At 67.8% G+C, this 23471-nt stretch carries 27 protein-coding genes; 7 read left to right on the top strand and 20 right to left on the bottom strand.

Translation table 11 applies throughout. The features are described from left to right. Nucleotides 1–12 precede the first annotated feature (12 nt). On the top strand, nt 13–1353 hold the full coding sequence (locus tag ACEQZY_RS19565) for a pentapeptide repeat-containing protein (RefSeq protein WP_370156603.1): 1341 nt from the start codon (nt 13–15) through the stop codon (nt 1351–1353). A gap of 157 nt (nt 1354–1510) precedes the next feature. Here the strand turns inward: ACEQZY_RS19565 and ACEQZY_RS19560 are convergent, their stop codons facing one another. Continuing rightward, on the bottom strand, nt 1511–1738 hold the full coding sequence (locus tag ACEQZY_RS19560) for a DUF1127 domain-containing protein (protein WP_341704511.1): 228 nt from the start codon (nt 1736–1738) through the stop codon (nt 1511–1513). 127 nt (nt 1739–1865) lie between these two features. On the opposite strand from ACEQZY_RS19560, the gene ACEQZY_RS19555 reads away from it, so the two are divergent. Together ACEQZY_RS19555 and ACEQZY_RS19550 are read left to right on the top strand one after the other, a co-directional pair. After that, complete coding sequence (locus tag ACEQZY_RS19555) at nt 1866–2795, top strand: transcriptional regulator GcvA (RefSeq protein WP_370156601.1); 930 nt, start codon at nt 1866–1868, stop codon at nt 2793–2795. A gap of 128 nt (nt 2796–2923) precedes the next feature. Further along, on the top strand, nt 2924–3616 hold the full coding sequence (locus ACEQZY_RS19550; protein WP_341704509.1) for a hypothetical protein: 693 nt from the start codon (nt 2924–2926) through the stop codon (nt 3614–3616). Nucleotides 3617–3673: 57 nt separating this feature from the next. Here ACEQZY_RS19550 and ACEQZY_RS19545 read toward each other — a convergent pair whose 3' ends face one another. Further along, nucleotides 3674–4285, bottom strand: a complete 612-nt coding sequence (locus ACEQZY_RS19545) for a pyridoxamine 5'-phosphate oxidase family protein (protein ID WP_370156600.1) — start codon at nt 4283–4285, stop codon at nt 3674–3676. Nucleotides 4286–4359: 74 nt separating this feature from the next. Continuing rightward, nucleotides 4360–7047 carry a cation-translocating P-type ATPase gene (locus tag ACEQZY_RS19540; protein WP_370156599.1) on the bottom strand — a complete coding sequence of 896 codons (2688 nt, stop codon included), beginning with the start codon at nt 7045–7047 and terminating at the stop codon, nt 4360–4362. 116 nt (nt 7048–7163) lie between these two features. On the opposite strand from ACEQZY_RS19540, the gene ACEQZY_RS19535 reads away from it, so the two are divergent. Next, on the top strand, nt 7164–8342 hold the full coding sequence (locus tag ACEQZY_RS19535) for a patatin-like phospholipase family protein (protein WP_370156597.1): 1179 nt from the start codon (nt 7164–7166) through the stop codon (nt 8340–8342). Between the two features lie 4 nt (nt 8343–8346). On the opposite strand, the gene ACEQZY_RS19530 is transcribed toward ACEQZY_RS19535, so the two are convergent. The 5 genes from ACEQZY_RS19530 to hisF form a co-directional block, all read right to left on the bottom strand. Next, complete coding sequence (locus ACEQZY_RS19530) at nt 8347–10344, bottom strand: TonB-dependent receptor (protein ID WP_370156596.1); 1998 nt, start codon at nt 10342–10344, stop codon at nt 8347–8349. A gap of 107 nt (nt 10345–10451) precedes the next feature. Continuing rightward, nucleotides 10452–11222, bottom strand: coding sequence for a hypothetical protein (locus ACEQZY_RS19525; protein WP_370156595.1), 771 nt, complete (start codon nt 11220–11222; stop codon nt 10452–10454). A gap of 26 nt (nt 11223–11248) precedes the next feature. Beyond that, complete coding sequence (locus ACEQZY_RS19520) at nt 11249–11623, bottom strand: histidine triad nucleotide-binding protein (protein WP_341704653.1); 375 nt, start codon at nt 11621–11623, stop codon at nt 11249–11251. Nucleotides 11624–11661: 38 nt separating this feature from the next. Further along, nucleotides 11662–11991 carry a phosphoribosyl-ATP diphosphatase gene (locus ACEQZY_RS19515; protein WP_341704652.1) on the bottom strand — a complete coding sequence of 110 codons (330 nt, stop codon included), beginning with the start codon at nt 11989–11991 and terminating at the stop codon, nt 11662–11664. Between the two features lie 22 nt (nt 11992–12013). Beyond that, entirely contained in the window at nt 12014–12778 is a 765-nt protein-coding gene (gene hisF, locus ACEQZY_RS19510; RefSeq protein WP_370156593.1) for an imidazole glycerol phosphate synthase subunit HisF, read from the bottom strand. Nucleotides 12779–12908: 130 nt separating this feature from the next. Between hisF and ACEQZY_RS19505 the strand changes: the two genes are divergently transcribed. Beyond that, nucleotides 12909–13097 (top strand): type II toxin-antitoxin system HicA family toxin, encoded by a 189-nt coding sequence (locus tag ACEQZY_RS19505; protein ID WP_341704650.1) that lies wholly within the window; start codon nt 12909–12911, stop codon nt 13095–13097. Nucleotides 13098–13100: 3 nt separating this feature from the next. Beyond that, nucleotides 13101–13517, top strand: a complete 417-nt coding sequence (locus ACEQZY_RS19500) for a type II toxin-antitoxin system HicB family antitoxin (protein ID WP_341704649.1) — start codon at nt 13101–13103, stop codon at nt 13515–13517. 3 nt (nt 13518–13520) lie between these two features. On the opposite strand, the gene ACEQZY_RS19495 is transcribed toward ACEQZY_RS19500, so the two are convergent. The 5 genes from ACEQZY_RS19495 to ACEQZY_RS19475 all read right to left on the bottom strand — a co-directional run bounded on the left by ACEQZY_RS19495 (nt 13521) and on the right by ACEQZY_RS19475 (nt 18247). Further along, complete coding sequence (locus ACEQZY_RS19495) at nt 13521–14654, bottom strand: acyl-CoA dehydrogenase family protein (protein ID WP_341704648.1); 1134 nt, start codon at nt 14652–14654, stop codon at nt 13521–13523. A gap of 63 nt (nt 14655–14717) precedes the next feature. Then, nucleotides 14718–15278 carry an OsmC family protein gene (locus tag ACEQZY_RS19490; RefSeq protein WP_341704647.1) on the bottom strand — a complete coding sequence of 187 codons (561 nt, stop codon included), beginning with the start codon at nt 15276–15278 and terminating at the stop codon, nt 14718–14720. A gap of 41 nt (nt 15279–15319) precedes the next feature. Then, nucleotides 15320–16150 carry an ABC transporter permease gene (locus tag ACEQZY_RS19485; RefSeq protein WP_370156591.1) on the bottom strand — a complete coding sequence of 277 codons (831 nt, stop codon included), beginning with the start codon at nt 16148–16150 and terminating at the stop codon, nt 15320–15322. Nucleotides 16151–16164: 14 nt separating this feature from the next. Then, nucleotides 16165–17430: an ABC transporter substrate-binding protein gene (locus ACEQZY_RS19480; RefSeq protein ID WP_370156589.1), complete on the bottom strand. Its 1266-nt coding sequence runs from the start codon at nt 17428–17430 to the stop codon at nt 16165–16167. Further along, the gene (locus ACEQZY_RS19475; protein ID WP_341704644.1) at nt 17414–18247 is read right to left on the bottom strand and encodes an ABC transporter ATP-binding protein; all 834 of its coding nucleotides are present in this window, start codon (nt 18245–18247) and stop codon (nt 17414–17416) included. Before ACEQZY_RS19475 ends, ACEQZY_RS19480 begins: the two co-directional genes overlap by 17 nt. Before the next feature lie 284 nt (nt 18248–18531). Here ACEQZY_RS19475 and ACEQZY_RS19470 point away from each other — a divergent pair, with 284 nt between their 5' ends. After that, complete coding sequence (locus tag ACEQZY_RS19470) at nt 18532–19155, top strand: TetR/AcrR family transcriptional regulator (RefSeq protein ID WP_370156588.1); 624 nt, start codon at nt 18532–18534, stop codon at nt 19153–19155. An 18-nt stretch (nt 19156–19173) separates the two neighbouring features. Here the strand turns inward: ACEQZY_RS19470 and hisA are convergent, their stop codons facing one another. The 7 genes from hisA to ACEQZY_RS19435 form a co-directional block, all read right to left on the bottom strand. Then, the gene (hisA, locus tag ACEQZY_RS19465) at nt 19174–19902 is read right to left on the bottom strand and encodes a 1-(5-phosphoribosyl)-5-[(5-phosphoribosylamino)methylideneamino]imidazole-4-carboxamide isomerase (protein WP_370156638.1); all 729 of its coding nucleotides are present in this window, start codon (nt 19900–19902) and stop codon (nt 19174–19176) included. Nucleotides 19903–19904: 2 nt separating this feature from the next. Then, a complete protein-coding gene (locus ACEQZY_RS19460; RefSeq protein ID WP_370156586.1) occupies nt 19905–20456 on the bottom strand; it encodes an N-acetyltransferase family protein in 552 nt (183 codons plus the stop codon). A gap of 32 nt (nt 20457–20488) precedes the next feature. Then, nucleotides 20489–21133 carry an imidazole glycerol phosphate synthase subunit HisH gene (hisH, locus tag ACEQZY_RS19455; RefSeq protein ID WP_341704655.1) on the bottom strand — a complete coding sequence of 215 codons (645 nt, stop codon included), beginning with the start codon at nt 21131–21133 and terminating at the stop codon, nt 20489–20491. A gap of 5 nt (nt 21134–21138) precedes the next feature. Next, the gene (locus ACEQZY_RS19450; protein WP_370156584.1) at nt 21139–21603 is read right to left on the bottom strand and encodes a DUF2628 domain-containing protein; all 465 of its coding nucleotides are present in this window, start codon (nt 21601–21603) and stop codon (nt 21139–21141) included. Nucleotides 21604–21612: 9 nt separating this feature from the next. Then, the gene (gene hisB / locus ACEQZY_RS19445; protein WP_341705775.1) at nt 21613–22206 is read right to left on the bottom strand and encodes an imidazoleglycerol-phosphate dehydratase HisB; all 594 of its coding nucleotides are present in this window, start codon (nt 22204–22206) and stop codon (nt 21613–21615) included. A gap of 90 nt (nt 22207–22296) precedes the next feature. Further along, nucleotides 22297–22746 (bottom strand): hypothetical protein, encoded by a 450-nt coding sequence (locus ACEQZY_RS19440; protein ID WP_341705774.1) that lies wholly within the window; start codon nt 22744–22746, stop codon nt 22297–22299. A gap of 417 nt (nt 22747–23163) precedes the next feature. Then, nucleotides 23164–23471: methyl-accepting chemotaxis protein (locus tag ACEQZY_RS19435; protein WP_370156582.1), on the bottom strand; the 308-nt coding region annotated here is incomplete at its 5' end.

Below are 23471 nucleotides of genomic sequence, written 5' to 3'. Positions count from 1 at the left end.
AAAGAGCAAATCATGGCAGATGAAAAACATATAATAATCGCCTCAAAAGGCGCAGCGGCATGGAACGGTTGGGTGTCCGGACTAAAAGAAAAAACTATCGCAGATTTCTCAAACCACACCTTCGAAGACAACGTTTCATTTGACAATTTTAATTTCCTTTGGGGCGCCGATTTTTCCAAAGCAACGTTTCTTAAAAACGCATCATTTGCAGAATGCGTATTCTCTGATGTCGCGATATTTGATGACGCGATATTTGGTTCTGTGTGCGACTTCACGTCCGCGCATTGGCATCGACCAGCGAGCTTCGACCGCACACATTTCCAAGGAACGGCAATTTTCGAAAAATGCAAGGTTTCTCGAGAAGTCAGTTTTAACAATGCACTTTTTGGCAAACCCGGCATGGCGCATGTTCTCAACCATCCATCTGGAATGATGGTCCATGTTGCATTTGGCACCGCCCGCTTTGAAGAGGCGTTCCTTTGGAAAGCTGACTTCTGTTGGGCTACTTTTCATGTGCCCGCCCACTTCAGAGGCACCTCCTTTGGACACGAAATTGAATTTCAAGCTATAAAATTTCTCAGTGAAGCTGACTTCCAAAATGCAGAATTCCAGAGTCCTGCAATGTTTGATCAGACAGTATTCTGTGGCGCCAACTTCTCCTCAACAAAACAAACGACCGAGAGTTTCGAATTTCCGATCAGCTTTAGAGGATGTGTCTTTTCTGACTACGCAAATTTCAAGAATAGGCGCTTCAGAAACACCGCGGATTTTGAAGGAGCCGAATTTCAGGTGGCGCCACTTTTCCATGGTAGCGAATTGCATCAACATACTGTGTTTACCGATGTGCGTTTCGATATCTTGTCGAAAGATGCCGAGTCGGCATACAGGGCTCTCAAGCTTGCGATGAACAAGCATCACGCCCATGCAGAAGAGATGATGTTCTTCCGGCTGGAGATGCAGGCGCGCCGCTACAAGACAAAGTGGCCTGGCAAGGCGCTCTACTGGCTGTATGAACTATGCAGCGACTACGGGCAGAGCATCGCGCGGCCCGCCGGGATTCTTTTTGGCAGCTTCTGGCTGTTTCTCGTCTGGTACTGGATGATCCTGTTCAACGGCCGGCTGGATGAAGTTGCCGCAACTGCTGGTTCAAATCGCATCGGCAAGCTCTATGTCTTCACCCTAGAGCATACAGTGCCGTTCCTGCTGCCCGTAGTGAAGGCGGTCGACACATTGCCGGGTGTCGGCTTCTCGGCATGGACATCGACGCTGGTCGCCATACACACAACGATTTCAATCGTGCTGTTCTTCTTTCTGCTGCTCGGCATCCGCAACCGGTTCCGCCTGAAAGGCTGAGACGTGGCTGCCGGGACAGGCCCGGCCATGACGCAGCTTTCCGTTTTCTGCGAAGGCGATGAAGCGGCGCGGTCGCCTGGGTCCCGGCTCGGGGCCGGGGCGACGATTTTCTGGGAGGCGGCCACCTCCGCAGCCGGGGCACCGGGCCCCGGGCGGTTCAGTCGCGCCAGAAGGGCTTGCCGGCCTCGCGCAGGGCATCGGCGCGGCTGAGGCCCATATCCTTCAGGTAAGCGTTGCTCAGGCTGGCGAGCTGGTCGCGCTCGCGTACCCGGCGCTGCCAGGTAAGCAGGCCGGTGAACAGGGCGATGGCCGCCCGGGCCGCCATCCGGCCGAGGCCGAGGCTGGGATTGTACCGGAATTCAGTGACTTGTGGGTTGATCGCCATGGCGGCCTCCTGGGGTTTGCCGGTGAGCGGATGCCCCTGAAATACGCCTGCCGGGCTTGCCGGACAAACGATGATGTCTCATATTCGCAGAAGTTTTCCTCATGCGAAGCGCGAAGGAGCGCCGCCCATGGCCCGGTCCCTGCCGCCGCTGAATGCCCTGCGGGTCTTCGAGGCCGCGGCGCGGCACCTGTCCTTCACCAGGGCGGCCGAGGAGCTGCATGTCACCCAGACCGCGGTGAGCCACCAGGTGAAGCAGCTGGAAGCCGTGCTGGGCCTGCCGCTGTTCCGCCGCTTCAACCGGCGGCTGGTGCTGACCGAGGCCGGCCAGGCCTATCTGCCGCGCCTGACCGAGGCCTTCGACATCATGGATGCGGCGACCCGCCAGATCGGCCGGCGCGGCGGGCCGCGGCGGCTGCGCATTTCCACGCTGCAGTCCTTCGCGGCGAAATGGCTGGTGCCGCGCATGCCGCGCTTCCAGGCGCTGCATCCGGGGCTCGACCTGCTGCTGTCCACCTCGCCGGTGCCGGTGGATTTCCGCCGCGACGAGATCGACCTGGCGATCCGGCTGGGCGGCGGCAGATATCCGGGCCTGCATGTCGAGCATCTGATGGACGATTACGTGTTTCCGGTCTGCGCGCCGGCCCTGCCGGACGGCGATCCGCCGCTGCGCAGGCCTTCCGATCTCGCACGCCATGCGCTGCTGCACGACATCTGGATCCTGCCCGAGGAGGAGGCGCCCACCTGGCGCTTCTGGCTGGCGCAGGCGAAACAGCAGGGCGCCGAGACCGCCGGCATCGATCCGGTGCGCGGGCCCGGCTTCAGCGACACGGCGATGGCCCTGCAGGCGGCGATCGCCGGCCAGGGCGTGGCTTTGGGCCGCCGGGTGCTGGTGGCCGACGATCTCGCCGCCGGCCATCTGGTGCAGCCCTTCGGCCCCGAGGTGAAGAACCGCTTTTCGTATTACCTGGTCTGTCCGCCGGCGCTGGCGCAGAACCGCGACCTCGTCGCCTTCCGCGACTGGCTGGTGGACGAGATCGCGGCGGCCGGGCTGAACTGAGGCCGGAACTGCCTACATCGATATGTATATCGGCCCGATTTCCGGATCGGCGGGCATTTTCCTTTTGCGCCTGCGCCGACTTCATGGAATCTGTGCGGCGGGGATAAGACACTCTCGGGGGGGAAGCGATGCGCACAGCAATCCTGCCGCTGGCCCTGGCCGGCACGGTCCTGACGGCCTGCGGCTCCGTGGTCGACTTCACACCGCCGGCCGTACGTCAGCCGACCCAGGCCGAAATCAATGCGAGCCTCGCCTATGTCGGCTATATCGACGAGGTGGCGGGAAAATACCTGCGCACGGCCGGCCAGTATGCCAATGCCGGCCAGGCGCCGGATCTGGTCATCCTCGGTTCCGCCGCCGCCGCCGCCACCGCCGCCACTTTCGGCTGGTCGATCGACATCATCAAGGCCGCCGGCCTGACGGCAGCGGGCGCCTACTCGATCCGGCAGTATTATGCCATCGACCCGCGCGTGACGGCCCTGGTCGATGCGGTGGACGGCCTGAACTGTCTGCGCGGCCTGGCACAGGCGGCGGAAGTCAAGACGCTGTGGGCGGCATCCAGCGAGGAAATCAATGGCGGCGTCCGCCGCGTCAACCGCGCCGTGCACCGTGCCTCGCTGCAGCGGCAGCCGGCCGATTTCAACGCGCTGGTTGCCACCATGACCGCGCAGGCGAAAGCCGCGGCGGCCTTCGCCGCCGCCGACAGCAGCGGCAAGGGCATCATCAATGCCAGCGCCGCCGCCGCCGGAACCGCGGAGAAACAGCAATTCCTCGCCGAACTGCCGGCCAAGGTCACCGCCTGCGTGGCCACGGCCGGCTAGCAGCCGGCCGCATGCCGCAGCCCGCGCGGGCCTACTGCATGCGCGTGACCGCGCGGGTTACCACATGCTGGCGGCGGCGCGGGCCGGCCAGTCGGCATCATACGCGGCGCCGTCGATGCGGCTGTCGCTCATCGACTGCAGGATCTGGCCGGGTGTCGGCAGGGCTTTCACATCCGCATGTCGCGCCGCATCCCACAGGCCGGCGCGGATCACCGCGCGGGCGCACTGGAAATAGACCGCGTCCGTGCGGATCACGATCACGCTGCGCGGCGCCCGGCCGTCCACCGCAAAGCCGTCGCAGAGCGCGGCATCGGTGTCGAGATACGCGCGGCCGTTGATGCGCAGGGTCGTGCCGGCGCCGGGGATCAGGAACAGCAGGCCGACGCGGGGGTCGCGCACGATGTTGCGCAAGCTGTCCGTGCGGTTGTTGCCGCGGCGGTCGGGCAGCAGCACGGTGCGCGGATCGCGGATGCGCACCACCGCGCCGGCATCGCCGCGCGGCGAGCAGTCGAGCCCCTCCGGCCCGGCGGTGGCCAGCGCCACGAAGGGCGACGCCTCGATCCAGGCCTGATACTGCGGGGTGATGTGGTCGATTTCCTTCACCGTGGAGGCCTCGCCGGGCATGCCGTAGAGGGTTTCGAGTTCGGCAAGCGACTGGATCACGGCCATGGCTGGGCTCCGCGGACGGGAAGACGGGGGATGGCGGCCGCAATCTGCCATGGCGGCAGCGGCGGCGCCACCGATCATCGCGGCAGCGATCCGTCCTTTCCGCGCCACAGCTTCCAGGCCTCGGAAACCGCCACCGGCAGCAGGGCGGGCAGGGCCATCATCAGGCCATGCTGCCAGTCGACATCGTGAAGCTGCAGCAGCGGGCCGATGCCGGGCAGCTGGCTGGCGGCGAATTGCAGGCCCTGCGCCGCGATCACGCCGCCGATCAGCAGCGGATTGGCCAGCGGCGAGACGCGGAAGGCCGAGCGGCTTTCCGAGCGGCAGGCCATCACCTGCATGTTCTCGCACCAGACCAGCAGCCACAGGGTGAAGCCCTGGGCGGCGACATGGCCCAGCCCGAGGATTTCCTGCGCCCAGACATAACCGGCGAAACACAGCGTGCCGATCACCGCGCCCGACAGCAGCACCTGCTCGATCATGCGGCGGTCGAAAACCGGCGCGTGCTTTTGCCGCGGCCGCCGGTGCAGCACGCCGGGCTCGGCCTTCTCGAAGGCCAGCGCCACATCCTGGATGCCGTTGGTGACGAGGTTGATCCACAGCAGCTGCACGGCGGTCAGCGGCGGCGCCAGGCCCGACAGCACCGCCAGCAGCATCAGGATGATCTCGGCGGTGCCGGTCGAGATCACCAGCCAGATCACCTTGCGCAGGTTGTCGTAGGCGGTGCGCCCTTCGGCGATGCCGGCGACGATGGAGGCGAAATTATCGTCGACCAGGATCAGGTCGGCCGCCTCGCGCGCCACATCGGTGCCGCCGCGGCCCATGGCAACGCCGATATCGGCCGCGCGCAGGGCCGCCGCGTCGTTGATGCCGTCGCCGGTGACCGCCACCACATGGCCGGCGCGGCCCAGGGCCTGCACGATGGCCAGCTTCTGCAGGGGCTCGGTGCGGGCGAAGACCCGTGCCCCGGCCACGGCGGCATCGAAGGCGGCCGTGTCGCCGGCGGCCTCCAGCGCGCGCAGCTGCGCGCCGGTGACGACTTCTGCATCTGCATCTGTATCGGTATCCGTATCCGTATCGGCGAGGCCGCCACCTGTTTTGCTGTCGGCGATGCCGACCTGCCGCGCGATGGCCAGCGCGGTGAGCGGATGGTCGCCGGTGACCATGACGACGCGGATGCCGGCATCCTGCGCCGCGCGTACAGCGCCGGCGGCCTCGTCGCGCAGCGGATCGATCAGCCCGGCCAGGCCCAGCAGGATCAGGCCGTCCAGCGACTGCGCCTCGGGCTCGGTGACCGGGCCGGCGGCGACGGCGATGACGCGGTAGCCGCCGGCGGCGAGGTCGCGTACGGCAGCCTCGGCCTCTTCGCGCTCCTGCTCGCCGCACAGGGCCAGCACGGTTTCCGGCGCGCCCTTCACATAGGCGATCAGGCTGTCGCCATCGGCATGGAAATCGGCGGCATAGCGCAGGGCGGGTTCATAGGCGATGCGGCCGCGATGGCCGGCGGCATCGAGCACGGCATCGTAGTCGAAGCGCGCGGCCATGCGCAGGAAGGCGAGGTCGACGGCGTCGCCGGTTTCCTCGCCGGCATGATCCGGCGGGGCATCGCCGGGGGCGGCATGGCCCTCCGAACAGCGTGCCGCCGCCAGGGCCAGCGCCGCCGCCGCCCGGTTCTGCGGCGCCACGATGCCGGGACCGGGCAGCCAGACCGTCTCGACGGCGAGGCGGTTCACCGTCAGCGTGCCGGTCTTGTCGGTGGCGATCAGGGTGCAGGCGCCCAGGCCCTCGACGGCCGGCAGGTGGCGGACGACGACGTTCTTCAGGCCCATGCGGTGCACGGAGATCGACAGCGCCACCGTCATCGCCACCGGCAGGCCTTCCGGAATCGCCGATACCGCCAGCGCCACCGCCAGCAGGAACACCTCGCCCAACGCATCGCCGCGCAGCAGCTGCAAGGCCGCGATGCCGGCGATCAGCAGCAGGGTCAGCACCGCCACCTGGCGGGTGAACTGCGCCATGCGGCGCACCAGCGGCGGCGGGCTTTCGGTGGCGCGCATGGCCAGCGCCAGCCGGCCGACCTCGCTGTGCCGCCCGGTGGCGGCCACCACGGCGAGGCCGCGGCCGGACTGCACCAGGGTGCCGGCATGCAGCATGGTGACGCGGTCGCCCAGCGGCGCATCCGCATCCAGCACGGCCTGCGCATCCTTGGTCACCGCCAGCGATTCCCCGGTCAGCAGGCTTTCATCCACCTCCAGCCGCTCGGCCTCGATCAGCCGCAGGTCGGCCGGCACCTTCAGGCCGCTTTCCAGCCGCACGATGTCGCCCGGCACCAGGCTTTCGGTGTCGATGTTGCTCATGCGGCCGGCGCGGCAGACATCGATGCGGCCGCGCACCAGCGCGCGCAGGGCCCGCGCCCGGGTTTCGGCGCCCCATTCCTGCCAGCCGCCGATGGCGGCATTCAGCAGCAGCACGATGCCGATGAAACCGGCATCGGCATGATGGCCGAGCAGCAGCGAGGCGGCGGCGGCGGCCAGCAGCAGATAGATGAAGGGCGACCGGAACTGCCCGAGCAGGATGCCGGCGAGACTGCGGGCCTGCGCCTCGGGCAGGCGGTTGGGGCCATGCCGCTGCAGCCGCGCCGCCACCTCGGCCGCGTCCAGGCCATCCGCATGGCTGTCCAGCGCCGCCAGCACCGCGGCGGCCGGCAGTGCATGGAAGGGCGACGCAGCGGGCGGTGCGGACGGCGCGCGGTCGGGGAGGCTCATGCCGGCAGGATGCCGCGGCGGGCGCGGCGCCGCATTGACGGAGGTCAAGCCGCCGGTGGACGGATCTCCGGCCCGCCGCCATTATCGGGACCGGCCGCTTCCCCCGCGAGGTCCGCATGGCATCTGCCGAGACATCCGACGATACCGCCGCCAGCACCGGTGCCGGCACCGATCCCGCCCCCGGCCCGAAGCCCGGCGAACAGGTGGTGCTGGTGCTGCAGGGCGGCGGCGCGCTGGGCGCCTACCAGGCCGGCGCCTTCGAGGCGCTGGCCGAGGCCGGCTACAGCCCCGGCTGGATCGCCGGGATTTCCATCGGCGCCGTCAATGCGGCGCTGATCGCCGGCAACCCGCCGGAGCGCCGCGTGGCCGCCCTGCGCGAATTCTGGGAAGGCGTGTCGTCCGGCCTGCTGCAGCAGCCGGTGCTGGGCGGCGACGGCGAGCGGCGGCTGCTGAACCAGTCGGCGGCCTGGCTCGGCAGCCTGTTCGGCGTGCCCGGCTTCTTCACGCCGCGGGTGCCGCCGGCGGTGCTGCAATGGCAGGGCGGCCGGGCGGCGCTGAGCCATTACGACACCGCGCCGCTGCGCGCGACGCTGGAGCGGCTGGTGGATTTCGGCCGGCTGAACGGCGACGGCATCCGCCTGTCGGTCGGCACCGTCGATATCGAGAGCGGCAACTTCGCCTATTTCGACACGCTGCGCGACCGCATCGGGCCCGACCATGTGATGGCGTCGGGCGCGCTGCCGCCGGGCCTGCCGCCGGTGGAGATCGGCGGCCGCGCCTACTGGGATGGCGGCCTCGTCTCCAACACGCCGCTGAACTACGTGCTGGAGGTTTCCGGCAACCGCGCCGACATGTGCATCTTCCAGGTCGACCTGTTCAGCGCCCATGGCGAGATGCCGCAGACCATTCTCGATGTCGAGCAGCGCGAAAAGGAAATCCGCTATTCCAGCCGCACCCGGCTGAATACCGACCAGTTCCGCCAGACCCAGACCATGCGCCGCGCCGCGCGCCGGCTGGTGCAGAAGCTGCCGCCGGGCCTGCGCGACGATCCCGATGCGGTCAGCCTCGAATACTGGAGCTGCAACGCGGCGGTGACCATCGCGCATCTGATCAACCGCCGCCGGCCGCACCAGACCCACAGCATGGATTACGATTTCTCGCGGCTGTCGGTGGAGGAGCACTGGCAGGCCGGCCGCGACGACATGCGCCGCGGCCTGCGGCGGGGCGACTGGCGCCAGCGGCAGAAACCGGAAACCGGCGTCGCCGTGTTCGATCTGACCCGCGACCCGGCCTGAAAGACTAGAATGTCAGGCTGGCGCCCAGCCGCAGCTCGCGGCCGCGGATCGGCGCTGCGGTCTTCAGCAGCGAGGCGTGGTTGCGGCCTTCCTCGTCGGTCAGGTTGCGGCCCTGCAGCTGCAGCGCCAGGTTGCGGTTTTCCGCGAAGGGCCGCCAGGTGACGGCGGTGTTCAGCACCGCATAGCCGCCGGTGCGGGTTTCGTTGATGCCGGCGCGATCCTGGTCCATGCGGCCGGCCAGTTCGAGGCGGAAGCCGAGCGCGTCGCTGTCGGCATTCAGCCCGAGGCCGTAGCCGACCGGCGGGATCAGCGGCAGCGAGGTGTTGCTGCCGGTATCGTCGGCCCGCACATAGTCGATCCGGCCATCCAGATTCAGTGCATAGCCGGCGAAGCGCCAGAAGGTCCAGCCGCCTTCCAGCTCGATGCCGCGGAACACCGCATCGGTCTGGCTGTACTGCAGTTCGTTCAGCTCGTCGCGCTGGTTGCCGGTGAACCGTCCGTAGATGTAGTCCCGGAACCGCGTGACATAGGCATTCGCCGCACCGGTGACATCGCCATCGGTCTTGCGCAGGCTGAGTTCGGCATGCAGGGCACTTTCCTTGCGCAGGGACGCGCTGCCGATTTCGTAGGACTGGGTGGCGACATGCTTGCCATCCGAATACAGCTCCTCGGCTGTCGGCGCGCGCTCGGTACGCGACAGCGACAGGCCGGCGGCATAGCCGGGCCGGAATTTCCAGGTGGCGCTGCCCGACAGGCTGGCCGGGGTGAAGTCGCGGCTGCGGCCGAGGCTGCTGGCCTCGACATCGACATGCTCGATGCGGCCGCCCAGCGAGAACAGCCACGGACCGGCCTCGTAGCGCTCGACGACGAACAGGGCATTGCTGTCGGTGACCGTGGGTGTGACGAATGCCTCTTCGCCGGTGACGGTGAGGTCGCGGCGGCCATTCTGCAGGCCGATCACGCCGCGGATGTCGCCCAGCGGCCGGTGTTCCGCCTCCAGGCGGGCTTCCCAGCTTTCGCTGTCGAAGCGCGTGGCCCGCTCGCCATTCGGCTCGATCTCGTCATGCACGTAATTGGCATAGCCGACTTTCAGCCGCAGCTCGTCCAGGAAGGACAGTGGCTCGTAAAGGCCGAATTTGCCGTCCAGCCGGTTCTGCCGCATGTCGATCCGCACCGGATCGGCACCGGGCACGCCGTAATAGCTGTTGAACTGCGCGAGGCTGAAGCCGGCATGGCCGGCCTCGCCGAGATACGACGCGCCCACCGCGCCATTGCGGTTTTCCACCGCCGTGTTGTCGACCCGGCCCTTGATATCGGCCGTGCGCGCCGCGTTGGATGCATAGCCGTTGATGCTGTAGTCATCGGAATCGAGAAAGCCCGCTTCGCCATGCACCACGAACCGGTCGCTGACCGCGGCATTGACGCTGGCAAAGCCATTGGTTTCATGGGCGCCGCTGCCGTATTCCAGCCGCGCCTTGCCGCTGGCGCCATCCTTCGGCATGGCATCGGGGATGCGGCCGTCGATCACGTTGACCACGCCGCCGATGGCCGACGAGCCGTAGAGCAAGGTCGCCGGGCCACGCAGCACCTCGATGCGTTCGGCACCGCCCAGCGGCGCCATCACCGCATGGTCGGGACTGAGGGTGGAGGCATCCAGGGTGTCGATGCCGTTCTGCATCACGCGCACGCGCGGGCCGCCCTGGCCGCGGATCACCGGCCGGCTGGCACCGGCGCCGAACTGGCTGGCGGCCATGCCGGGCGTGCCGTCCAGCACCTCGCCCAGGGTGGCGGCGCGGCGGCGGTCCAGCGCCGCGCCCTGCAGCACCGTGCTGCCTTCCACGAGTTCGTCCTGGCTCGCCCCCAGCGGCGCCGTGACCAGCACCGGCGGCAGCGTCGCCGGGACGGCAGGCCTGTCCTGGGCATGAAGGGCAGTGGGCAGGCCGGCAAGCAGGACAGACAGGCCGACACCCGGCAAGGTGAAGCGGAAAACGCCGGAAGACATGGAAAACCCCCGCAGAGATACGTTATGTTATTGCAGTTATATTATATCATTACGTATCTGCGCAAGGCCGATCAGGCCACGGAGCAGCGCGGGCAGCCGTCCCGCCGTCAGAGCGACAGCGGCAGTTCCAGATGGCGGGTGTAGATCAGCTCGCGATGGGCCAGCAGCCGCGGGTCCAGTGCCGCCGCCGTGCCGGCATCCAGCGAGCCGAAGGCGGCGCGGGTGGCCGCATCCATCGGGCAGAGTTCCTGCGGCAGCGGACGGAACAGCGTCATGAAGGCGGCGGCATAGATGTCCACCGCGGTCAGCTCCGCCCCGAGATAATAGTCGCTGCCGGCCGCCTGCTGGGCGGCGAGCCGCCCGGCCAGCAGACCGAGCAGGGCGGCGACGCGCCCGCCCGCCGCCGCACCGGCCGCGGGCGTGTAGCCATATTTCCGCGCCAGATACTGCGCAACCGGCGCGGCAAAGCCGCCGGTGCCGACCAGACCGGCATGGATGAGCTGCAGCCGGCGGGTCCAGCCCAGACCGCCCTCGCCGCAGATTTCATGGGCGAGGCCGAAAGCCAGCGCCCGCTCGGCCGGATCGGCCGGCAGCAGGGCCGGCTGCGGCGCCAGCCGTTCGGCCAGCAGCAGGATTTCAGCCCAGCCCTGGCGCGGCTTCTCGCTGCCGTATACGGCAACCGGCGCATTGCGCTGGCCGGTCCAGGCCTTCAGGGCGGTACTCTCGTAATCGAGGCGCACCGCCGTCCACTCGATGCGCTTGACATGGAAGATGCCTTTCGCGGCCTCGCTCCACGGGCTGGGAATGCCGCCGACCACCACCATGCGCAGGCCGTCGCGGCCGATGGCCTCGTCGATGCCGGCATAGGCGAACGGCATGGCGGCGCCCCCTGCTGCGGCTGCGGCTACTCGCCGTCCTTCTTCAGCATGCGGCCAAGCTGGCGGCCGCCGAAGATATGGACATGCAGATGCGGCACTTCCTGGTTGGCGTTGACGCCGCAATTGCTGAGCAGGCGGTAGCCACCCTCGGCCGCGCCGGCAATCTTCGCCGTCTCGCCGATCGCTTTCACGTAATCCGACATTTCATCTGCAGAAGCCCGGCTCGCGAAATCGTCGAAATCGACATAGGCGCCCTTGGGGATCACCAGCACATGCACCGGCGCCAGCGGGTTGATGTCGGCGAAGGCCAGGCTGTGCGCGGTCTCGTGCACCTTTTTGCACGGAATCTCGCCGCGCAGGATTTTCGCGAACACGTTGTTCGGATCATAGGCCTTGGCCATCGGTCGGTCTCTCCGGCGGAAACGGTATGAAAAGGCGGTCAGGTGAGCTGGCGGGCCTTCTTTTCCTCGATGCCCGACTGGCCCTCGCGGCGGGTCAGCTCGTTGCGGACATCGTCGATGGTGATGCCGCAATCGGCCCACAGCACCAGCAGGTGAAACACCAGGTCGGCGCTTTCCGACACCATCTCCTCGCGGGTCTCGGCCACCGCGGCGATCGCCAGCTCGACCGCCTCCTCGCCCATCTTCTGGGCGATCTTGGCGCGGCCCTTGGCAAACAGCTTGGCGGTATGCGAGACGGCCGGATCGCCGCCCTTGCGGCTGACGATCACGTCATACAGACGTTCCAGCGTGTCGCGGTTCTCGCCCATCGTGCTGCGTTCTCCCTTACCGCTAGTGCAGCCGTACCGGAATACCGGCAGCCGCCATATGCTGTTTCGCTTCGCCGATGCTATGCCGGCCGAAATGGAAAATCGAGGCCGCCAGCACCGCCGAGGCATGGCCTTCGGCTACACCTTCGACCAGGTGGTCCAGATTGCCGACCCCGCCCGACGCGATCACCGGGATGGTGACGCGGTCGGCAATCATGCGGGTCAGTGCGAGATCGAAGCCTTTTTCGGTGCCGTCGCGATCCATCGAGGTCAGCAGGATCTCGCCGGCGCCGTATTCGGCCATGCGCTTCGCCCACTCCACCGCATCGAGCCCGGTGGGCGTGCGGCCGCCATGGGTGAAGACTTCCCATTTTCCGGGCGAGACCTGGCGCGCATCGATGGCGACGACGATGCACTGGCTGCCGAATTTCTCGGCCGCCTCGCGCACGAAATCCGGCCGGCTGACCGCGGCGGTGTTGATCGAGGTCTTGTCGGCGCCGGCCAGCAGCAGCTTGCGCACGTCTTCCACCTGGCGCACGCCGCCGCCGACGGTGAGCGGCATGAAGCAGCGCTCGGCCGTGCGCGCCACCACGTCATACAGGGTGTCGCGGGCATCCGACGAGGCGGTGATGTCGAGGAAGGTCAGCTCGTCGGCGCCGGCGGCGTCATAGACCGCCGCCTGCTCGACCGGATCGCCGGCATCGCGCAGGTTGACGAAATTGACGCCCTTGACGACGCGGCCATCCTTCACGTCGAGGCAGGGTATGACACGGACTTTCAGGGTCATCGCGGCTATGTTTCCGGGCGGACCGATCTTGTTGCGGGAGCTAGGCTTTTAACGGATCGGAACCAGCAAGGCAAAAGCAGACTTGCGCTTCCTTTTGTGTGTATTATCATACACACAAAATGGGGTCCAGATGAACAGTCGCGACCTGATCCGCCTGCTGGAGGCCGATGGCTGGCTGCTGGTCGCCACCCGCGGTTCGCATCATCACTACAAGCACCCGCAGAAGCCCGGCCGCGTGACCGTGCCGCACCCCAAGCGGGATCTGCCGAAAGGCACGGTGCAATCGGTGCTGCGACAGGCCGGACTGAAAGGCAAGTGAGCCATGAGCTATTACGTCGCCCTGATCCACAAGGAAAAGCACAGCGCCTACGGCGTCAGTTTTCCGGATTTTCCCGGCTGTATCGGCGCCGACGATCATTCGGCCGAAGCCGCCGTGCGCGATGCCATTGAAGCCCTGGCCTTCCATGCCGCGCAGATGCAGGCCGACGGCGAAGCCATCCCGGAGCCACGCAGTCTCGACGACCTGGGCCACGATGCCGATTTCCGCGCGGCCGCGCAGGATGCGATGATTGTCTACGTGCCGCTGCTGACGCCAGGCGGCAAGGTCGAGCGGATCAATATCAGCCTCGATACCCAGACCCTGCGTGCCATTGATGAGGCCGCGAAGCGCCGCGGCATGAACCGCTCGGAATTCCTCGCCGCGGCCGCCCGCCAAACCATCGAGCGCGAAGCGGGGTGAATCCTATTTGCCGTCGATATCGGCCAGCATCTTGCGCAGCTGCTTGGTTGCCGGGGTGACAATGGCGACAAAGTAGGATTCCCGCATCCGCCGCTGGGCCGGGGCGCCCTGGATATAGCCCGAGGCGCCGGCATGCAGCATGGCGGCCTGGGCGGCCTTCAGCGACCATTCGCCGGCGGCCAGCCGGCTTTCGATCACCGCCCGCCAGTAGCCCGGATCGGTCTCGAAGGGGGTGGCGGCCAGGCCCTGCACGGTCTCGCGCAGGGCGGCCAGCGCCTCCTCGAAATGGCCGGGCTGTTCGGGCAGATACTTGTTGATATGGCCGAGCCCCTTCTCGCAGCCGCGCATCAGGCGGATGCAGCCCTCGATCAGGCCGAAGGCCATGCCGGCCTGCAGCAGGATGAAGCCGGCGCGGATGCGTTTGATGAAGCCTTCGACCGGATCGGCGATCACCATACTGTCGGGGATGAAGGCCTTGCGGAAGGTGACCGCGACGGTGCGGGTGCCTTCGAGACCGAGGAAATGGGTGGCCTGGCGCAGCACGATATCCTCGCGGCTGCAGTCGATGATGGCCATCACCCGGTGCGCCGGATCGTCGGCCATCTCGAAGACGGCGCCGAACAGGTGGTTCTCGCCGAGATTCGACACCCAGGGCAGGCCGCCGGAGACTTCATAGCCGCCCTCGACGCGCTTCGCGCGCAGCTTCAGCGGCTCGATGCCGAAAAAGCATTTCATCGGGTTGGACAGCCCGGTGCCGCCGAGCCGCCGGCCGGCCGCGACAGCGTCCAGCAGGGCCGCGCGCGGCGCCGGATTGTCGCTCTGGGCCAGATACCAGCCGAGCGCATCCTGGCACCACATGCAGAAGGCGGTCGACAGGCAATGCTCGCCGGCCAGGCTCATCGCCGCGATGGCGGCATTGAGATCCGGCACCGCGCCGGTATGGGCGGCAAAGGCGCCGGCCGCCCCGAAGCTGCGCAGGGCAGCTTCGGGATAGATGCCCTCCTGGTCGATCTTGCCCACATGGGGGGCGAGATCACGCGCGATCAGGGGGCGCATCCGGTCGAGCAGACTGTCCGGCAGGGCGGGCATGACCGGGGCCGCCGCTTCGGCGGTAGACGGGGCCAGGGCTGTCAGCATGGTCATGCTCCTTCGTGTCTGACTGTCTGCTCTTCCGGATGGAGGGCGGGCCGGGCGCGGCGGTCAGCCGAGCACGACGTCGACGCCGACCGGCTTCATGAAGGTGTTGGCCACCGGCGACCATTTCTTCACATGCTGGACCAGCGCGTCGAGATCGGCCTTCGGCGCATCGGCATCGAGATCGACCTTGATGCGCACGGCATCGAAGCCGACCGGCTTCGGCGAGGTGTCGCCGGTGCCCCAGACGGCGGTGATGTTGATATCCGCCTCCAGCTGCAGCTCCAGCTTGCGGATGGTGATGTTGCGCGCCACCGCGTTGGCATGGATGCCGACGGCGATGCAGGAGCCGAGCGCGGCCAGCGAGGCTTCCGACGGATTCGGCGCGGTGTCGTCGCCCAGCAGGCCCGGCGGCTCGTCGACGATGTAGGGCGGCAGGTTGCGGATGTAGTTGAGATGCCGGAAGCGGCCCTCGGCCACCGTCCTGCATTTCAGGGTTTTCACCGCCTTCGGATCGGCCTTGCCCTTGGCGATCAGGTCCATCAGGCCGTCCTTGTCGATCGGGGCGAGGCAGCCGGTGATGGCCGTGCCGGGAACGGGGGTGGCGGGTACGGGATTGGCGCTCATGTCAGACTCCTTTCAGGTGTACGGTCTTTTTTGCGCAGGGGTCACCCTTCCCTGGTCCAGCTGTAGCGCTTGATCAGGGTCAGGCAGATCCAGTCGAGCAGGAAACCGACCGCGCCGATCACCACCACGATGGCGGCAAGGCGGTCGTATTCCAGGGTGTCGCGGGCGTCGTTGATGGCATAGCCGAGTCCGCTGGTGACGCCGAGATATTCCGCCGGCACCAGCACCACCCAGGCGGTGCCCAGCGCCAGCCGGATGCCGGTCAGCACGTCCTGCGCGGCCGCCGGCAGGATGATCTGCGCCAGCATCTGCCAGGAACGGGCGCCGAGATTGCGCGCCACCTTGAACCAGGCGGGATCGATCTTGCGGATGCCGTTGGCGGTGGCAAACGTCACCGGCCAGACCGCGGCGGCGGCAATCAGGAAGACGATGGCGGCATCCCAGCTGGCGAAGCTGAGCACGGCGATCGGCATCCACGACAGCGGGCTGATCATGCGCAGGAACTGGAACGGCACATGGGTCAGGTTGCGCACCGCCGGGATGCGGCCGATGGCGATGCCCAGCGGCACGCCCAGAAGAATGGCCCAGGCCATGCCGCCGCCGATGCGGCCCAGGCTGGGCAGCATGGTCGACCACAGGTCGCCGCCGGCGACCAGCCGCCAGAGCTGCGCGAAAGCCGGGCCCGGCGCGAAGCCGGCGAAATTCGCCGTCGCCGGGTTGCTGGCGATGACCCAGCCGCCCAGCCACCACAAGGCCAGCAGCAGGCCGATGCCGAGCGCGGCATTGCCCAGCGGCAGCAGCTGGCCGCGCAGCGACAGCGGCGGCGGCAGTGCCTTCCGCCCGCCGCGCGTCACGGCCGCCGCCAGGGTCATGGTCTCTGCAGCCCTCACAGGGCGATCACCTCTTCGCGGGTGAACGGATCGGCGCCGGCCGGCACGGTCGGGTCCTTGCGCCAGTCGGGGAATTTCGCCAGCGCCTTGCGGATGAAGCGGTCATCGACCAGGTCTTTCGCGACGAAATCCGGATTCAGGTCCTTCAGGAACGTGGTGTCGCCGGCCACCACCGTTTCGTTCATGGCGCCGACGATCAGCCTGGTCGCCGAGGGATAGGGATAGCCGTTGAAGTCGATGCGCCCGTTCTTCCAGTCGGGATGCCGGATCGCCGGCGGATCGGCATAGGTGGCGGTGTCGTACAGCGTCATCGCCCGCTCGACCACGTCGGCCGGCACCGGCAGGTAGCCCATGCCGTCGCGCGACAGCAGCCTCGCCACCTCCTTCTTGTTGGCGCTGGCATAGACCTGCGCCCTGACCACGGCGTTCATCACCTTCTGGGTCCACGCGCTGCGCTCCTTGGTGTCGCTTTCGTGCATGCAGACGACGCAGCAGGGGTGGTTCTTCCACATGTCGCCGGTGAAGCGCAGCATCCTGGCGCCGGCCTTCAGCTCGCCCAGCGCATTGAAGGGCTCGGCCACGATATAGGCGTCGATCTTCTTCGCGGCCAAAGCCGGCGGCATGTCCGGCGGTGCCATGACCTGCAGGTTGCACTCGTCGGCGGCGACGGTCTCGCCCTGGCCCTTGATCACGGCCTTCACGCCGGCCTTGCGCAGGGCCATCTGCAGCACGATGTTGTGCATGGAATACCAGTAGGGCACGGCGACCTGCTTGCCCCTGAGGTCGGCGAAGCTGGCGATGCCGGCATCCTTGCCGACCACGATGGCCGAGCCGTTGGTATGCGCCCAGGCCATGATCTTGACCGGGAACTTGTTGTTGTAGCGCATCCAGACCGGGATCGGCTTGAGGAAGTGCACCAGGTTGAACTTCTGCGCCGCAAAGCTTTCCACCAGCGACGACCAGCTGCGGATCAGGGTCGGCTTCTCGGCCTCCAGCCCCTCTTCCTTGAAGAAGCCCATGCCATGGGCGGCGAGCAGGGCGGTGGCGTCGGTGATCGGCAGATAGCCGATGCGCACCACATCGTCCTTCGGCTGTGCCAGCGACAGGCCCGACTGCAGCGCCGCCATCATGGCGAGGCCGCCGCCGGCCAGCAGGTCGAAACTCTGGCGGCGGGTCAGGCCCTGCAGGCCGGTTTTCGTCTCGTGGCTGGCCGTTTCGTGGCCATCCGCCAGCAGGTCGTCCCGATCACACAGCGCGCACATGCCTTGCCTCCTGTTCCCCGTTTTCGAGTCCGTCTTCGGTATCGTTGCCGGCCGCAGCAAAGCCGGTGCTGGCCTCGAACTGGCGCAGCAGGCGGTCGCGTTCGGCCTGCACGGCCGTATCGCCGCGCTGGCGGTCTTCGCCCAGGTCGATGCGCAGCTCGGCGGCGATGCGGCCCGGCCCGGCCGTCATCACCAGCACGCGGTCGGCCATCAGCACCGCCTCGTCGATATCGTGGGTCACCAGCACCAGGGTGATGCGGCGGTCGCGGCAGATGCGGCGCACGTCGCGCTGCAGGGCGGCGCGGGTGAAGGCATCCAGCGCCGAGAAGGGCTCGTCGAGCAGCAGCACGTCGGGCTGCGTGGCCAGCGAGCGGGCCAGCGCCACACGCTGCTGCTGGCCGCCGGACAATTGCTGCACCGGCGTGTCGTAATGCTCGGCCAGCTGCACCAGCGCCAGCAGGTCCTGCACGATGCCGCGGCGCGCGGCCGCCTTCACGCCGGCAAACTTGAGGCCGAGCGCGGCATTCTCGCCGGCGCTCATCCACGGATACAGCGACGGCGCCTGGAACATCATGTTCCATTTCGGCGACGGGCCGCGCACCGGTTCGCCATCGATCAGCACCGCGCCGCGCGCGGGGCGCAGCAGGCCGGCGATGACATGCAGCAGGGTCGACTTGCCGCAGCCCGAGCGGCCGATCAGGGCCACGGCTTCGCAGGGCTCGATCGCCGTGTCGATGCCGTCCAGCACCGGCGCCGCGCCACGCCGCCAGGCATGGCCGAGGGCCTTGAGCTGGATATGGGCACCGGGCTTGTACATGCGGCCGGATCCTTCCGTCACGGGGCGGCCGACTGGCCGCAAGAATGATCGGTCTATCTAGAGCAAGGTTGATGCCAAGTGAGGGAAATCAGGGACTTGGCCCGGCCGGGCTCCCCGGATGAACCGGAAATGCTGCCAAAGCATGCAGGATTGCCCAGGCAAAGGCCCGAATCATGGGCAGCGGCGCGGGCGCGGGCCGGCCGGCGGCGAAATCGCCGATTTGGTGTAGACAGACCGGTCCATTCGCGCCAGATTTTCCCGCAAACCACCGGATTCGCGCGACCATGACGCCCCCCTCCGCCACTGCCGCCACCGCTTCGCCTGCTGCGCTGGCCGGCGACCAGCATCCGACCGAACGCCTGCTGCAGACCGCCAAGACGCTGTTCTGCCGCGAGGGCATCCATGCCACCGGCATCGACCGCATCATCGCCCAGTCGGGGGTGGCGCGGATGACGCTGTATAACCGCTTCGGCTCGAAGGAAGGCCTGCTCTACGCGGTGCTGGAGCGCGAGGGCGAGGAATGGCGCGCCTGGTTCTTTGCCGCCGTCGATGCGGCTGGTGACGCGCCGGCGGCGCGGCTGCGCGCGGTGTTTCCGGTTTTGCGCTCGTGGTTCGAGCGCGAGGATTATTTCGGCTGCGCCTTCATCAACGCGGTGGCCGAGCATGACAAGAGCGAGACACGGCTGCGCGAGCTGACCCTGCAGCACAAGGGTGCGGTGCTCGGCTATTTCGGCGGCCTCGCGCGCGCAGCCGGCATGGCCGCGGCGCCGGCCGAGGCGCTGGCGCACCAGATCGGCCTGCTGATGGACGGTGCCATCGTCGCCGCCATGGTGACGCGCCAGCCGGAGATGGCCGACCATGCCGCGAAGGCGGCGGCCGCCATCCTCGACGCGGCCCTGCCGGCGTAAACCCGGCCGGCGTAAAGCTTACGCGGCTTCCTTCAGCGCGGCGGCCGGATCGATGCGGCCGTCATAGAGCGCGCGGCCCAGGATGGCGCCGTCGATCCTGGCGCCGCTTGCGATCTCGGCCTTCAGCGCCACCAGGTCCTCGATGCCGGCAAGGCCGCCCGAGGCGATCACCGGGATCGGCACCGCGCGCGCCATCGCGGCAGTGGCGGCGACATTGACGCCCTTGAGAAGCCCGTCGCGGTCGATATCGGTATAGACGATGGCGGCAACGCCGGCATCGGTGAACTTCTTCGCCAGGTCGATGGCATCGAGGTCGCTGGCTTCCGCCCAGCCCTCGACGGCGACGCGGCCCCCGCGCGCATCGATGCCGACGACGACGCGGCCCGGCCAGCGTTTCGCGGCGACCTTCACCAGCGCCGGATCGCGCACCGCCACGGTGCCGAGGATGACGCGGGTGATGCCGGCGTCGAGCCAGGCTTCGATGGTGGCCTCGTCGCGGATGCCGCCGCCCAGCTGGATCGGCAGGTCGATGGCGGCGCGGATCGCGCGCACGGCCGCCGCATTGGCCGGCCGGCCGGCGAAGGCGCCGTCGAGATCGACCAGATGCAGATAGCGGAAGCCGGCCGCGGCCCAGGCCCGCGCCTGCGCCGCCGGATCGCTGTTGAACACCGTCACCTGTGCCATGTCGCCCTGCTTCAGGCGCACGCATTCGCCATTCTTCAGGTCGATGGCGGGATAGAGATTCATGGTCATGCCGGGGCGGCCAGGATCTTGCTGTAGAAAAAGCCGTCGATATGCGCGCCGTCGATCAGCGCATAGCGCGGCTTGACGCCCCAGCGCTGGTAGCCGGCCTGTTCGATCAGCTGGATGGCGGCGACAAGCGTGGCGCGCAGGTCGAGGTCGATCTGGCCGAAACCGGCGGCGCGCGCGGCTTCCTCCACCGCCTTCAGCAGGCCGCGGGCAAGGCCGTGGCCGCGCGCCCAGGGCGCGATGAAGAAGGTGGTCAGCTGCGCGGCATGGGCCTGCGCCTCGTTGTTGGGCGGCGGCCGCAGCATCTGGGTCGAGCCGACGATGGCGCCGTCGAGCCGGGCGACGAACAGGTCGCGCTGCGGCATCAGCAGCACGCCGCGCCAGTAGCTTTCCAGCACGCGGCGCGGCGGCGGATTGAGCCAGCCGAAACCGTTGCCGTCGAGGATCGCCTTCTCGGCAGCCTCGCACAGCTCGTCGAGCTCGTCGTCGCCCAGCGTCTCGACCTTCTCGACCACGGCATTCGGCGTGATGTCTTTCAGCCTGATCGTCATCTCTGCCGCCTCACTCAATACGGGGCCGGGCCTTACGGCGCCCAGCGCAGGAAATTCGCCAGCAGCCGCAGTCCGGTCGCCTGGCTCTTTTCCGGATGGAACTGCGTGCCGACCATGTTGGCGCGGCCCACAGCGGCGACCACCGGGCCGCCGTAATCGGTTTCTGCAAGGATCGCGCCACGGTCGGCGGGCTGCAGGTGATAGCTGTGCACGAAATAGGCGTGGTCGCCGTCTTTCAGTCCGGCCAGCACCGGATGCGCCGGCTGCAGCAGGCGCAGCTGGTTCCAGCCCATATGCGGCACCTTCAGCGCCGGATCGGCGGGGGCGATCGCCTCGACGGCGCCGGCGATCCAGCCCAGCCCCTTGTGCTCGCCATGCTCGCGGCCGGTGGTGGCCATCAGCTGCATGCCGACGCAGATGCCGAGGAAAGGCCGCGCCTTCGCGATCACGCTGTCGCTGAGCGCATCGATCATGCCGTCCAGCGCGGCCAGGCCGCGATAGCAGTCGGCGAAGGCGCCGACACCGGGCAGCACGATGCGGTCGGCGGCCGCCACATCGGCGACGCGGCTGGTGACGGCAAGATCGAGCGCAAGGCCCGCCTCGGCGGCAGCGCGCTGAATCGCCTTCGCCGCCGAGCGCAGGTTGCCGGAGCCGTAATCGATCAGGGCCAGCTTCATCGCGCTCACACCAGTTTCGGGAAGGCGTCGCCGCCGCTGGCCGGCAGCGGACGGGAAGCCGGCACAGCCGCCGCCGCCGCCGGAACCGGGCCAGCCGCCGGCAGGCGCTGCGCATCGTGGTCGCGCAGCCAGCGCTCCTCGGCTTCGGCGGCAGAGCCGGCCAGCACCACGCCGGCCAGCCGCCAGCCGCGGCGGCCGAGGATCCAACGGCGGAAATCCGCAGCCATGCAGCCGACCAGGAAGCCGACCGCCAGCGCGACGAGGGCGGCGGCCGGCTCGGCCAGCTCGCCCCAGTCGGTGACCAGGCCGAGCGCGATGCTGAAGGCCGCATAGCCGGCCAGGCCGAGCCAGAGCCGGTGCCAGATCAGCCAGACGAAAGGCAGGATCGCCGCCAGCCAGCTGAAGCCGGACGGCACGGCAATCAGGTCGCCGCCGCTGCCGGGGCGCTCATGCAGAGTGTAGAAACGCATGAGAGCCCCTTACAGCGTGCCTTTGGTCGACGGCACCGCCTGCGGGCTGCGCGCGTCGATGCTGAGGGCGTGGCGCAGGGCGCGCGCCAGGCCCTTGTAGCAGGTCTCGACGATATGGTGGTTGTTCTCGCCGTAGAGATTCTCGACATGCAGGGTGATGCCGGCATTCTGCGCGAAGGCCTGGAACCATTCCTTGAACAGCTCGGTATCCATGTCGCCAAGCTTCGGCTTGCTGAATCCCACCTTCCAGATCAGGTAGGGCCGGTTCGAGACATCGAGAGCCACGCGGGTCAGCGCCTCGTCCATCGGGATCAGCGCGTCGCCGTAGCGCAGGATGCCGGCGCGGTCGCCGGCGGCCTTGGCCACCGCCTCGCCGATCACGATGCCGGTATCCTCGGTCAGGTGATGGAAATCGATATGGATGTCGCCCGTCGCCCGGACCTCGAGGTCGATCAGGCTGTGCCGGGAGAAGGTCTCCAGCATATGGTCGAGGAAGCCGACGCCGGTCGACACCTTGTAGGCGCCGGTGCCGTCCAGATTCACGCTGACGGCAATATCGGTTTCCTTGGTTTTCCGGGCAACGCTGGCCTTGCGTGCGGCCATGGACGCTCTCCTTGCACCTGACGGGGCAGACCCCCGGAGCGGGGTCGGCGCTGACTTCGGGCGCGGTATAGCAGGAACCGGGGGGCGAGGCTAGGCGGGTTGGACGCCCGTACCGGCGGGCACCGGCATCGTGCCGGCAAGGCCGAGGCGGGCCGCCATGGTGCCGGCCGCGCGGCGGTAGATCTGCAGCCGGTATTCCAGCGGCGTGGTGTCGAGGCCGGGCCGGCCGCCGATCTCGCGGGCCAGGCCCTCCAGGTCGGTCAGCAGCGGATGCAGCAGCCCCAGCTTGATCACCGGGGACAGGCCGGACAGGCTGGCCTGCGGCAGGCCGCTGGTCATCTGCGCGAAGCGGCGCATCAGGCGGTCGGCCCGGCGGTCGGTGCGGGTATCGGTGCGGCCCGCCAGCAGGGTGGTCATGGCCAGATGCAGGTTCTGCAGGGTGTCCAGCCACTGGTCCGTACGCGATGGATTCTCCACCAGATCAACCGGCAGGGGTGTCTGCTGCAACAGATGGAGTGCGCGTCCGATCCGGTCCCGCATCTCCGCGATCTCCGTCACGTGCCTGCAGGAAGCCGGGCCGCCGCGAAGGCGGCCGGCAGGCCGGTATCCATCCCGGAAAAGTTTCCTTGCCTCGCCATCAGCATATCGCCATCAGCTGTTGCTGCCTCTGCTCGTCGGTTGTGGACCGATACGGCGCTTCCACATCCCAAGGGGGCAAAAAATCCTTAGATTACAGACCGGCGGACTCGTCAAACGAGTCCACACTAGATGAAATACTCTTTTTTGGCGAGTAGAAATGTCAAAAAGTTCGTCTTTTCGGATCAGCCGCCGAATACACCAATAATCGTCTCTGGAATCTATGGCGAACAGTAAGCGGTGCTGTTCTACCGCAGGCACGGGCGCCGGCCCGGCCCCGCCTTCCGGGCCGGAAGGCGGGAGCGGACGGCGCCGGCCGGGTCAGCCGATGCGGAACCGGGCCAGCAGGCCGGCGAGATCGTCGGCCTGGCCGGACAGGGTCTGGGCCGAGGCCGAGGTCTGCTCGACCAGGGCGCCGTTGCGCTGGGTCATCTCGTCCATGTTGCCGACGGCGCCGTTGACCTCCTCGAGGCCGCGGGCCTGCTCGCCCGAGGCGGCCGCGATCTCGGCCACGATGTCGCTGACCTTCTTGATGGCGGTGACGATCTCGGTGAGGCTGGCGCCGGTCTGGTTCACCAGCGCCGCCCCGGTCTTCACCTGGGCATTCGACGTGGCGATCAGTGCCTTGA

It is taken from the genome of Ferrovibrio sp. (genome assembly GCF_964218355.1).
Taxonomy (GTDB): Bacteria; Pseudomonadota; Alphaproteobacteria; order Ferrovibrionales; family Ferrovibrionaceae; genus Ferrovibrio.
The sequence above is the reverse complement of the archived record's forward strand: the minus strand, read 5'-3'. Positions and strand labels throughout refer to the sequence as shown.

What these genes read in the sequence shown, in the direction of transcription:
- ACEQZY_RS19565 (WP_370156603.1), top strand. Translation starts at nt 13, where the DNA reads ATGGCAGATGAAAAACATATAATAATCGCCTCAAAAGGCGCAGCGGCA.
- ACEQZY_RS19560 (WP_341704511.1), bottom strand. Translation starts at nt 1,738, where the DNA reads ATGGCGATCAACCCACAAGTCACTGAATTCCGGTACAATCCCAGCCTC.
- ACEQZY_RS19555 (WP_370156601.1), top strand. Translation starts at nt 1,866, where the DNA reads ATGGCCCGGTCCCTGCCGCCGCTGAATGCCCTGCGGGTCTTCGAGGCC.
- ACEQZY_RS19550 (WP_341704509.1), top strand. Translation starts at nt 2,924, where the DNA reads ATGCGCACAGCAATCCTGCCGCTGGCCCTGGCCGGCACGGTCCTGACG.
- ACEQZY_RS19545 (WP_370156600.1), bottom strand. Translation starts at nt 4,285, where the DNA reads ATGGCCGTGATCCAGTCGCTTGCCGAACTCGAAACCCTCTACGGCATG.
- ACEQZY_RS19540 (WP_370156599.1), bottom strand. Translation starts at nt 7,047, where the DNA reads ATGAGCCTCCCCGACCGCGCGCCGTCCGCACCGCCCGCTGCGTCGCCC.
- ACEQZY_RS19535 (WP_370156597.1), top strand. Translation starts at nt 7,164, where the DNA reads ATGGCATCTGCCGAGACATCCGACGATACCGCCGCCAGCACCGGTGCC.
- ACEQZY_RS19530 (WP_370156596.1), bottom strand. Translation starts at nt 10,344, where the DNA reads ATGTCTTCCGGCGTTTTCCGCTTCACCTTGCCGGGTGTCGGCCTGTCT.
- ACEQZY_RS19525 (WP_370156595.1), bottom strand. Translation starts at nt 11,222, where the DNA reads ATGCCGTTCGCCTATGCCGGCATCGACGAGGCCATCGGCCGCGACGGC.
- ACEQZY_RS19520 (WP_341704653.1), bottom strand. Translation starts at nt 11,623, where the DNA reads ATGGCCAAGGCCTATGATCCGAACAACGTGTTCGCGAAAATCCTGCGC.
- ACEQZY_RS19515 (WP_341704652.1), bottom strand. Translation starts at nt 11,991, where the DNA reads ATGGGCGAGAACCGCGACACGCTGGAACGTCTGTATGACGTGATCGTC.
- hisF (WP_370156593.1), bottom strand. Translation starts at nt 12,778, where the DNA reads ATGACCCTGAAAGTCCGTGTCATACCCTGCCTCGACGTGAAGGATGGC.
- ACEQZY_RS19505 (WP_341704650.1), top strand. Translation starts at nt 12,909, where the DNA reads ATGAACAGTCGCGACCTGATCCGCCTGCTGGAGGCCGATGGCTGGCTG.
- ACEQZY_RS19500 (WP_341704649.1), top strand. Translation starts at nt 13,101, where the DNA reads ATGAGCTATTACGTCGCCCTGATCCACAAGGAAAAGCACAGCGCCTAC.
- ACEQZY_RS19495 (WP_341704648.1), bottom strand. Translation starts at nt 14,654, where the DNA reads ATGCTGACAGCCCTGGCCCCGTCTACCGCCGAAGCGGCGGCCCCGGTC.
- ACEQZY_RS19490 (WP_341704647.1), bottom strand. Translation starts at nt 15,278, where the DNA reads ATGAGCGCCAATCCCGTACCCGCCACCCCCGTTCCCGGCACGGCCATC.
- ACEQZY_RS19485 (WP_370156591.1), bottom strand. Translation starts at nt 16,150, where the DNA reads ATGACCCTGGCGGCGGCCGTGACGCGCGGCGGGCGGAAGGCACTGCCG.
- ACEQZY_RS19480 (WP_370156589.1), bottom strand. Translation starts at nt 17,430, where the DNA reads ATGTGCGCGCTGTGTGATCGGGACGACCTGCTGGCGGATGGCCACGAA.
- ACEQZY_RS19475 (WP_341704644.1), bottom strand. Translation starts at nt 18,247, where the DNA reads ATGTACAAGCCCGGTGCCCATATCCAGCTCAAGGCCCTCGGCCATGCC.
- ACEQZY_RS19470 (WP_370156588.1), top strand. Translation starts at nt 18,532, where the DNA reads ATGACGCCCCCCTCCGCCACTGCCGCCACCGCTTCGCCTGCTGCGCTG.
- hisA (WP_370156638.1), bottom strand. Translation starts at nt 19,902, where the DNA reads ATGAATCTCTATCCCGCCATCGACCTGAAGAATGGCGAATGCGTGCGC.
- ACEQZY_RS19460 (WP_370156586.1), bottom strand. Translation starts at nt 20,456, where the DNA reads ATGACGATCAGGCTGAAAGACATCACGCCGAATGCCGTGGTCGAGAAG.
- hisH (WP_341704655.1), bottom strand. Translation starts at nt 21,133, where the DNA reads ATGAAGCTGGCCCTGATCGATTACGGCTCCGGCAACCTGCGCTCGGCG.
- ACEQZY_RS19450 (WP_370156584.1), bottom strand. Translation starts at nt 21,603, where the DNA reads ATGCGTTTCTACACTCTGCATGAGCGCCCCGGCAGCGGCGGCGACCTG.
- hisB (WP_341705775.1), bottom strand. Translation starts at nt 22,206, where the DNA reads ATGGCCGCACGCAAGGCCAGCGTTGCCCGGAAAACCAAGGAAACCGAT.
- ACEQZY_RS19440 (WP_341705774.1), bottom strand. Translation starts at nt 22,746, where the DNA reads ATGCGGGACCGGATCGGACGCGCACTCCATCTGTTGCAGCAGACACCC.